A 6578-nucleotide genomic window follows, 5' to 3' on the forward strand; every position below is an offset into this window, starting at 1 on the left:
GCGTTGAGCCTTATTGAGACCCGAAAGAATCTTATCCATGCCGTTTTTACCTTGCTCATATTATTATAGTTAATTTAATTATAACCCATTTTTCCTATTTTTTTAAATTACTTGAAAAACTCTTGCATTGATTATAATGATTCGTTATAATAGCGATATTCATTCAACTTATAGGAATTATTATGTTAAAAGATTTTGCTAAACTTATGACCTTTCTAACAGTCGTTAGAGAGAAAAGTTTTTCGAAAGCATCAGCAAAACTCGGGATTTCTCAGCCTGCAGTGACACAGCAGATCAAATTTATTGAGGATTATCTAGATACTCGTGTTGTAGAACGGAAAAAGAATGGCATAAAATTGACTAAAGAAGGGGAAGACCTTTTCCGTATTGCCGCAAAGCTTGAAAAAGCAATTCAATCCAGTGAAAAAGAACTGCTTAAAATCATCAATAAAGAGTTTACGTTTATTGTAGGTGCATCGTATGCTATTGGTAACTATGTTTTACCATCGTATTTGAGTCAGCTCAAAGATAAAATCAACAATGAAGTTCACATACGTGTCGCTTTTTCAGAAGAGATTGTGGATCAACTAATTGATAAAAAAATTGATATTGCTTTGATTGAATCACCGATTTTTAAAGAGGGGTTGATATATCGTGAATGGGAAGAGGATGAATTGGTGATTTTTTCTAACCAGCCTATTCCGAAGCAACTTCGTAAAGAGGATATGTATAAATTTGACTGGATCTGCCGCGATGAGAACTCTCATACCCGTAAATTGACAGCGGAAGTATTTGAAGAGATAGGGGTTGAGTGTTCTGGATTTAATGTGATAGGGGTTGTAGCCAGTTCTACAGCAATTAAAGAGACATTGATGCGTTCACCTAAAAATGCACCTCGACCTGTCGTATCGGTTATTTCACGTCATGTTATTCGAGATGAAGTGGAAGAAGGGAAACTTTTTGAAGCGCGGATTAAAAATTATAAAATCAAACGTAAGTTTTACATCGCCTACAGCAAAGAGCGTAAACACGACGCGTTTATCGACAATGTGGTCACTTACCTATTAGGCTTGAAGTTATAAACTTCAACCCTTATTTTTTCTTCAAAAACTTTTGATTTTCAGGATTCGAAAGCAGAGCACTCATTGAATTTTGAACCCCTTCATTGTTTTCTTTTTTCATAAGTTGATGATGTTCTTGGGGAATAGCCAAGTTCACAAAAGCCGGTGTTTCATCAATAATAATTTGTACAATCGAGAGCAGAGGAACTGAAACAAAACTGCCAATATTGTCTTGACCAAAACCCGCTTCAAAAATTAGAATATCATTATCGATACGAGCACTTTCAAAAGTGTATCCAGCGAGAAAAAATAGTGTCATGGCTCTAAATTCATCACTTAAATCTTTTGGAAGTTGAGGATCAAATATAACATGTTCAATTTTACATAAAATACCGAAATTTTGGTTGTTTTCAAAAAGATAAATAAGCATATCACGAAGATGGTTTTCCATTAATCGTGCGAATGAAGGACTTTTAATGATATCGAATAACATAAGCAGAGCCTGATTTGGTGTGTTAATTTTAATGAATTATACCATTCTCGACTTCAAGAAAGCCTATCATAGCATTCATCAGGGCAAATTTTGTCGCTTTTGAAAGATCTTGAGCGGATAAATCTGTCGGTATAATTGTTCCATTAGCGATTAAGCGTGCACGTGTTGTTCCAAAGAGTAAAGGTTTTTTTGGAGTCAGCCAATTTCCATCGATATACAGAGCAATATTAGCAATACTCGTGTCGGTTAAAAGATTGTTTTGAATGATAAGTATATCATCACAATCTTCTCGTTGTTTTATTAAATCAGTTATATTGCTTCGTTCTACGTATTTAAGTGAATACTTTAGATGATCGGCATGGATCAGTTTTAGCGACGTAATAGCTTTAGGCGTGTAGGGATGAAACTCTATTGTATAGTGCTGTGCATCGTAGAGGAAACGGCATCTATATAATCCCGTTATAGGTGGAAAAATTAGAGTTTTTAAATCATAGTTTATCGGTATATTCAGGGATCGGAGAGATCTTTCCAGTCGATCCTGATGATATGAAAGATGATGTGCTATTCCGTCTTTACAACGGATGGTTTCTAAAAGCATTTAAATTTCGAACAGCGGTGTACTAAGATAGCGTTCTGCCGTATCACATAAAATTGTGACAATAACCTTTCCTTTGTTTTCAGGGCGTGCTGCGATAAGCGATGCGGCATGAACATTTGCCCCTGCAGAAATCCCAACAAGTAATCCTTCGCTTTTTGCCAATGCTTTAGCCGCGTTAATTGCTTCTTCATTACTCACGGTTATTACTTCATTATAGAGGGTCGTATTAAGTACATCGGGGATAAATCCAGCTCCGATCCCTTGAATCTTATGCGGTCCGGGTTTCCCACCTGAGAGAACTGGAGAATCTTTAGGTTCAACAGCAATAATTTGTATATTTGGTAAAACAGCTCTTAGAGCTTCTCCCGTTCCGGTAATCGTTCCACCTGTTCCGACAGCAGCGATAAAAATATCGATTTGTCCATCGGTATCACGTAAAATTTCTTGTGCCGTGGTAATACGGTGGATTGCCGGATTGGCCGGATTGGCAAACTGTTGAAGAATAATAGCATTGGAATGAGAGGCAACAAGTGCGTTGGCTTCATCAATAGCTCCTTTCATCCCTTGCGCTGCTGGCGTTAGAACAAGATTGGCTCCAAGTGCTTTGAGGAGGTTTCGTCGCTCAATGGACATTGACTCAGGCATAGTAAGAGTCAGTTTTAATCCTAATGCTGCACAGATAGAAGCTAGAGCAATTCCGGTATTTCCACTGGTCGGTTCGATAATCAATGTATCTTGGTTAATTTGATTTGCTTCCATTGCTGTTTTAATCATATTAAAACCGATTCGGTCTTTCACGGAGCTGGTAGGGTTCATAAATTCGCATTTTCCCAAAACAGTTGCTTGTGTTATAGTTGAAAGAGTATTTAATTGTACTAATGGGGTATTGCCGATAAGTTCAGTGATATTGGCCGCTATTTTCATTTCGTTATCCCTGTTTTTTGAGCCATTATAATAATAAAAGTTGTAAAAAACAATCATTACATAGCAATTTAATATGATTAATATATTATCCCGCTTCCTCCTCCGTTGGCTGAGTGGAATACTATTGTACTGTTTTTTCGAGCATAAAACCGTATTAACAGCTTTTGTACCGTCGGTTCAATAGAGGGTTTGAACCATCCGTTGTTACTTACTGCAATCATATAATGAACTTCAGGGGTGTAGAGTTCAGCGCGGGTTGCTTCGTAGCAAACGGCGTTGCGAAAACTCACCCCTTTGATCGTAAAATCGGTCGGTTTTTTGGCGGTGACAAAATCGGCTCCCCCTCCGAAAATCTCCCGATTAACCCATCCTCGTAGAAATTTCGGTAACGGTATGTACTCGCCGAAGGGGACGAGGATCGTTTTTTTAGCCACCGTAATATTACCTTGATCAAAAAGATAGGAGACGTTGTAATTTAAGCCGTCTTCTTTGTGCAGTGTCCCCGTTAGTATGGAAATGTGCATCGAACGTTGGGCAAGTGCTTCGGAAATAACGTCGTATTCATTCATGTAGAGGGGGAATGCCGACTCGGGAAGGACGATGAGATCGTACCCTTGCGCAATTGCATTATCGATGGCATCAAAGTTCTCTTGAATCGTAAGATCTAATCGGTCACTTTGCCATTTGAAATCCTGAGAAATATCGGTGGAGACGAGTTTGATTTTGACATCAGGAAGAGGGGGAGTGTCATAGGTGGTTTGGATGGCACCGAGCAGCAGTAATAAAGGGAAAATTTTTGTAAAGCGACTAAACCATCCTGCCAGAGCCAGTGCAAAAAGGGTGAGGGCAAACTGCCATTTTTCAAATCCGAGATAACTCTCCACGAAGATAATTTCGGGCTGCATCCAGTTGAAATCCATCGGCCATACAAAAGTGAGACCAAAAAGGATCGCGGCACGGAGGAGGGGATTTAGCGTGAGTGCCATCGTTCCATAATAGAGGGCATAGACGAATCCAAAGCCCAAAGCAACAAGCCATGTCGCCCATTCCAGACCGTAATACTGGAAACTAAATCCGATCCAGTAACACCAAAGCAGTCCGATCCAAAATCCGCTGATAAGTACAGTACGTTTCGGGGCATGTAGGAGGAGATAAAGGGCGATCAAGCCTGAGAGGGTGTTGAGTGCTTTGGAGGTGAGGGCAAAATGTTCCCAATAAATAAAAGCTGAGAATAAAAGGGCGATGAGCAACGGGGCGACTAGGAGTTCTATAGTGGGTGTATATCGATATTTCATACAGCAATTATACCGTTGTTAGCCACATTTGAGTATAATGCCCCAATTTCACATTACCCAAGGATATCCATGGAAATTGTTTCTCAAATTCTCCCTTTTGTCTTTTTGATCGCTATTATGTATTTCGTGATCATTCGTCCCCAAAACCAACAGGCTAAAAAACACAAAGAGATGGTTGAAGCCCTCGCTAAAGGGGATAAAATCATTACAACCGGCGGGCTAATCGTCGAGATCAAAAAAGTCGAAGATACCTTTTTTACGATCAAAATGAACAACGAAACCGAAGTGCGCCTCGTTAAAGATGCGGTTGCCAGAAAGTACGAGGATGAAGCTTAATTTTCGTGTAGTATTACTGATTGCCGCAGCACTTTTTGGGATTCTTTTCTCGATACCGTCTCTCACTCAAAGTCAGAGCGGTGCAAAAGTAACCCTTGGGCTTGACCTTCAGGGGGGCTTACACCTCTTGTTGGGAGTTAAAACCGAAGAAGCGGTTAATTCACAGCTCAAATCGGTTGCATCAGGATTAAAGCACTTTAGTGAACAGAATGATATTTTACTCGACGGTCTCAGTGTTGAGGGCGATCATGTCGTGTTTGAAATCTTGGACAGTGAAGACGGTGTTAAAGTTGATGAGCATTTAAAAAGTGTTCAAGGTGCTGTAGCAAAAGCTACAGGTGAATCGTACAGTGTCTCTTTTACACCCGAAGCGATTGAAAAGTTAAAGACTCAATCGGTTGATCAAGCGATTGAGACGATTCGTAACCGACTCGATCAGTTCGGTTTGGCTGAACCCGTCGTCGCTCGTCAAGGGATAGATAAGATTCTCGTCGAACTTCCGGGGATAAAAACACCGCAAGAGGAACAACGTGCTCGTGAATTGATCTCGCGTGCGGCAAAACTTGAACTCATGGCAGTAGATGAAGATCGTGCTATGCGAGTGATGGATATGAGCGAAGGTGAAGCACTAAGCTATGGGGATAAAATCCTCGAAGATGCGTTAGCACCGAATGTTAAACATTTGGTCAACGAGATCCCGATCCTCGATGGGACAATGCTCACCGATGCGCAGGTGGGATACGATCAAAACAACCGTCCGGTGATCAATTTTTCATTGAACTCAGCCGGAGCGCAGGTTTTCGGTGATTTTACCGGTAAAAGTGTCGGTAAACGTCTTGCGATCGTACTGGATGGTAAAGTCTACTCAGCACCTGTAATCAATGAACGTATCGGTGGCGGATCGGGTCAGATTAGCGGTAACTACACCATCGAAGAGGCGAACGATTTAGCGATTGCACTTCGCTCGGGTGCGTTGTTGGCTCCTATCTATATGTTGGAAAAACGCTCCGTCGGGCCGAGTTTGGGCGCGGATAGTATTAAAGCCTCTTTGCTTGCTTTGGTTAGCGGATTTGTCCTCGTTATGATTTTTATGATGATGTATTACGGATTGGCGGGGATTATCGCGAATCTTGCGGTACTTATCAATCTTTTTATCATTCTCGCGATGATGGCACTTTTAGGTGCGACATTGACATTGCCGGGTATGGCGGGGATCGTCTTGCACATCGGTTTGGCCGTCGATGCGAACATTATTATTAATGAGCGTATTCGTGAACAGCTCCGTTTGGGGCTTAGTGTTCGAAAAGCGTTGGAAGAGGGATATTCTAAAGCGATGCGGGCTATTTTAGATTCCAATATCACGCAAATTATTGCGTGTACGATCCTCTATGTATACGGAACGGGTGCGATTAAAGGGTTTGCCGTAACACTGAGTATGGGTATTTTAGCCTCTATGCTAACGGCTATTGTCGGAACATACGGAATTTTCCAACTCTTTACTAACCGCATTGAAAAATCGAAAAACTATAAAATGTGGTTCGGTATGACGAGAAAGGTGAATGCATAATGGAATTGTTTAAAGAAGATAAAGTCTATAACTTTCTCGGCAAAGGGAAAATCTTTTTTGTCGCCTCATTTGTCCTTTTCTTTTTGGCGATCGGTCTGATCGCGACAAAAGGGTTTTCATTCGGTATCGATTTTACCGGAGGAACGGTGGTGCAGGTGAAATATCAAGGTGCCGCACCGATCGATAAAGTACGTGAAGCACTCGAAAAAGAGGAACTTTTTAAACATGCCAGTGTGACAGAGTTCGGTTCTCCTGAAGAAATTATTATTAAAACCGCCGCATCAACCGATGGATTGAGTAAAGA

General features: G+C 40.9%; 7 protein-coding genes and 1 pseudogene. 4 read left to right on the forward strand and 4 right to left on the reverse strand.

Annotated features, from left to right (window positions below; genetic code table 11):
* Window positions 1-182: 182 nt before the first annotated feature.
* Window positions 183-1082 carry a LysR substrate-binding domain-containing protein gene (locus WA010_RS03835; protein WP_422555841.1) on the forward strand — a complete coding sequence of 300 codons (900 nt, stop codon included), beginning with the start codon at window positions 183-185 and terminating at the stop codon, window positions 1080-1082.
* 10 nt (window positions 1083-1092) lie between these two features.
* Here WA010_RS03835 and WA010_RS03840 read toward each other — a convergent pair whose 3' ends face one another.
* From WA010_RS03840 to WA010_RS03855, 4 genes are all read right to left on the reverse strand, one after another.
* Window positions 1093-1554, reverse strand: a complete 462-nt coding sequence (locus tag WA010_RS03840; RefSeq protein WP_422555842.1) for a hypothetical protein — start codon at window positions 1552-1554, stop codon at window positions 1093-1095.
* A gap of 28 nt (window positions 1555-1582) precedes the next feature.
* Entirely contained in the window at window positions 1583-2152 is a 570-nt protein-coding gene (locus WA010_RS03845) for an aminotransferase class IV (RefSeq protein WP_422555843.1), read from the reverse strand.
* Window positions 2153-3076 (reverse strand): cysteine synthase A, encoded by a 924-nt coding sequence (gene cysK, locus WA010_RS03850; RefSeq protein WP_422555844.1) that lies wholly within the window; start codon window positions 3074-3076, stop codon window positions 2153-2155.
* 77 nt (window positions 3077-3153) lie between these two features.
* Window positions 3154-4371: an apolipoprotein N-acyltransferase gene (locus tag WA010_RS03855; RefSeq protein ID WP_422555845.1), complete on the reverse strand. Its 1218-nt coding sequence runs from the start codon at window positions 4369-4371 to the stop codon at window positions 3154-3156.
* Window positions 4372-4440: 69 nt separating this feature from the next.
* Between WA010_RS03855 and yajC the strand changes: the two genes are divergently transcribed.
* The 3 genes and pseudogenes from yajC to secF form a co-directional block, all read left to right on the forward strand.
* Window positions 4441-4707 carry a preprotein translocase subunit YajC gene (gene yajC / locus WA010_RS03860; RefSeq protein ID WP_422555846.1) on the forward strand — a complete coding sequence of 89 codons (267 nt, stop codon included), beginning with the start codon at window positions 4441-4443 and terminating at the stop codon, window positions 4705-4707.
* A complete protein-coding gene (gene secD, locus WA010_RS03865) occupies window positions 4697-6274 on the forward strand; it encodes a protein translocase subunit SecD (protein WP_422555847.1) in 1578 nt (525 codons plus the stop codon). The genes yajC and secD overlap by 11 nt, the downstream gene beginning before the upstream one ends.
* Window positions 6274-6578 (forward strand): annotated as a pseudogene (gene secF, locus WA010_RS03870) (protein translocase subunit SecF); the annotation flags it as partial. The gene secD and the pseudogene secF, both read left to right, overlap by 1 nt.

It is taken from the genome of Sulfuricurvum sp. (assembly GCF_049305995.1).
In the GTDB taxonomy this organism is placed as follows: Bacteria; Campylobacterota; Campylobacteria; order Campylobacterales; family Sulfurimonadaceae; genus Sulfuricurvum.

Coding starts and splice junctions, on each gene's coding strand:
- WA010_RS03835 (WP_422555841.1), top strand. CDS start 183: ATGTTAAAAGATTTTGCTAAACTTATGACCTTTCTAACAGTCGTTAGA.
- WA010_RS03840 (WP_422555842.1), bottom strand. CDS start 1,554: ATGTTATTCGATATCATTAAAAGTCCTTCATTCGCACGATTAATGGAA.
- WA010_RS03845 (WP_422555843.1), bottom strand. CDS start 2,152: ATGCTTTTAGAAACCATCCGTTGTAAAGACGGAATAGCACATCATCTT.
- cysK (WP_422555844.1), bottom strand. CDS start 3,076: ATGAAAATAGCGGCCAATATCACTGAACTTATCGGCAATACCCCATTA.
- WA010_RS03855 (WP_422555845.1), bottom strand. CDS start 4,371: ATGAAATATCGATATACACCCACTATAGAACTCCTAGTCGCCCCGTTG.
- yajC (WP_422555846.1), top strand. CDS start 4,441: ATGGAAATTGTTTCTCAAATTCTCCCTTTTGTCTTTTTGATCGCTATT.
- secD (WP_422555847.1), top strand. CDS start 4,697: ATGAAGCTTAATTTTCGTGTAGTATTACTGATTGCCGCAGCACTTTTT.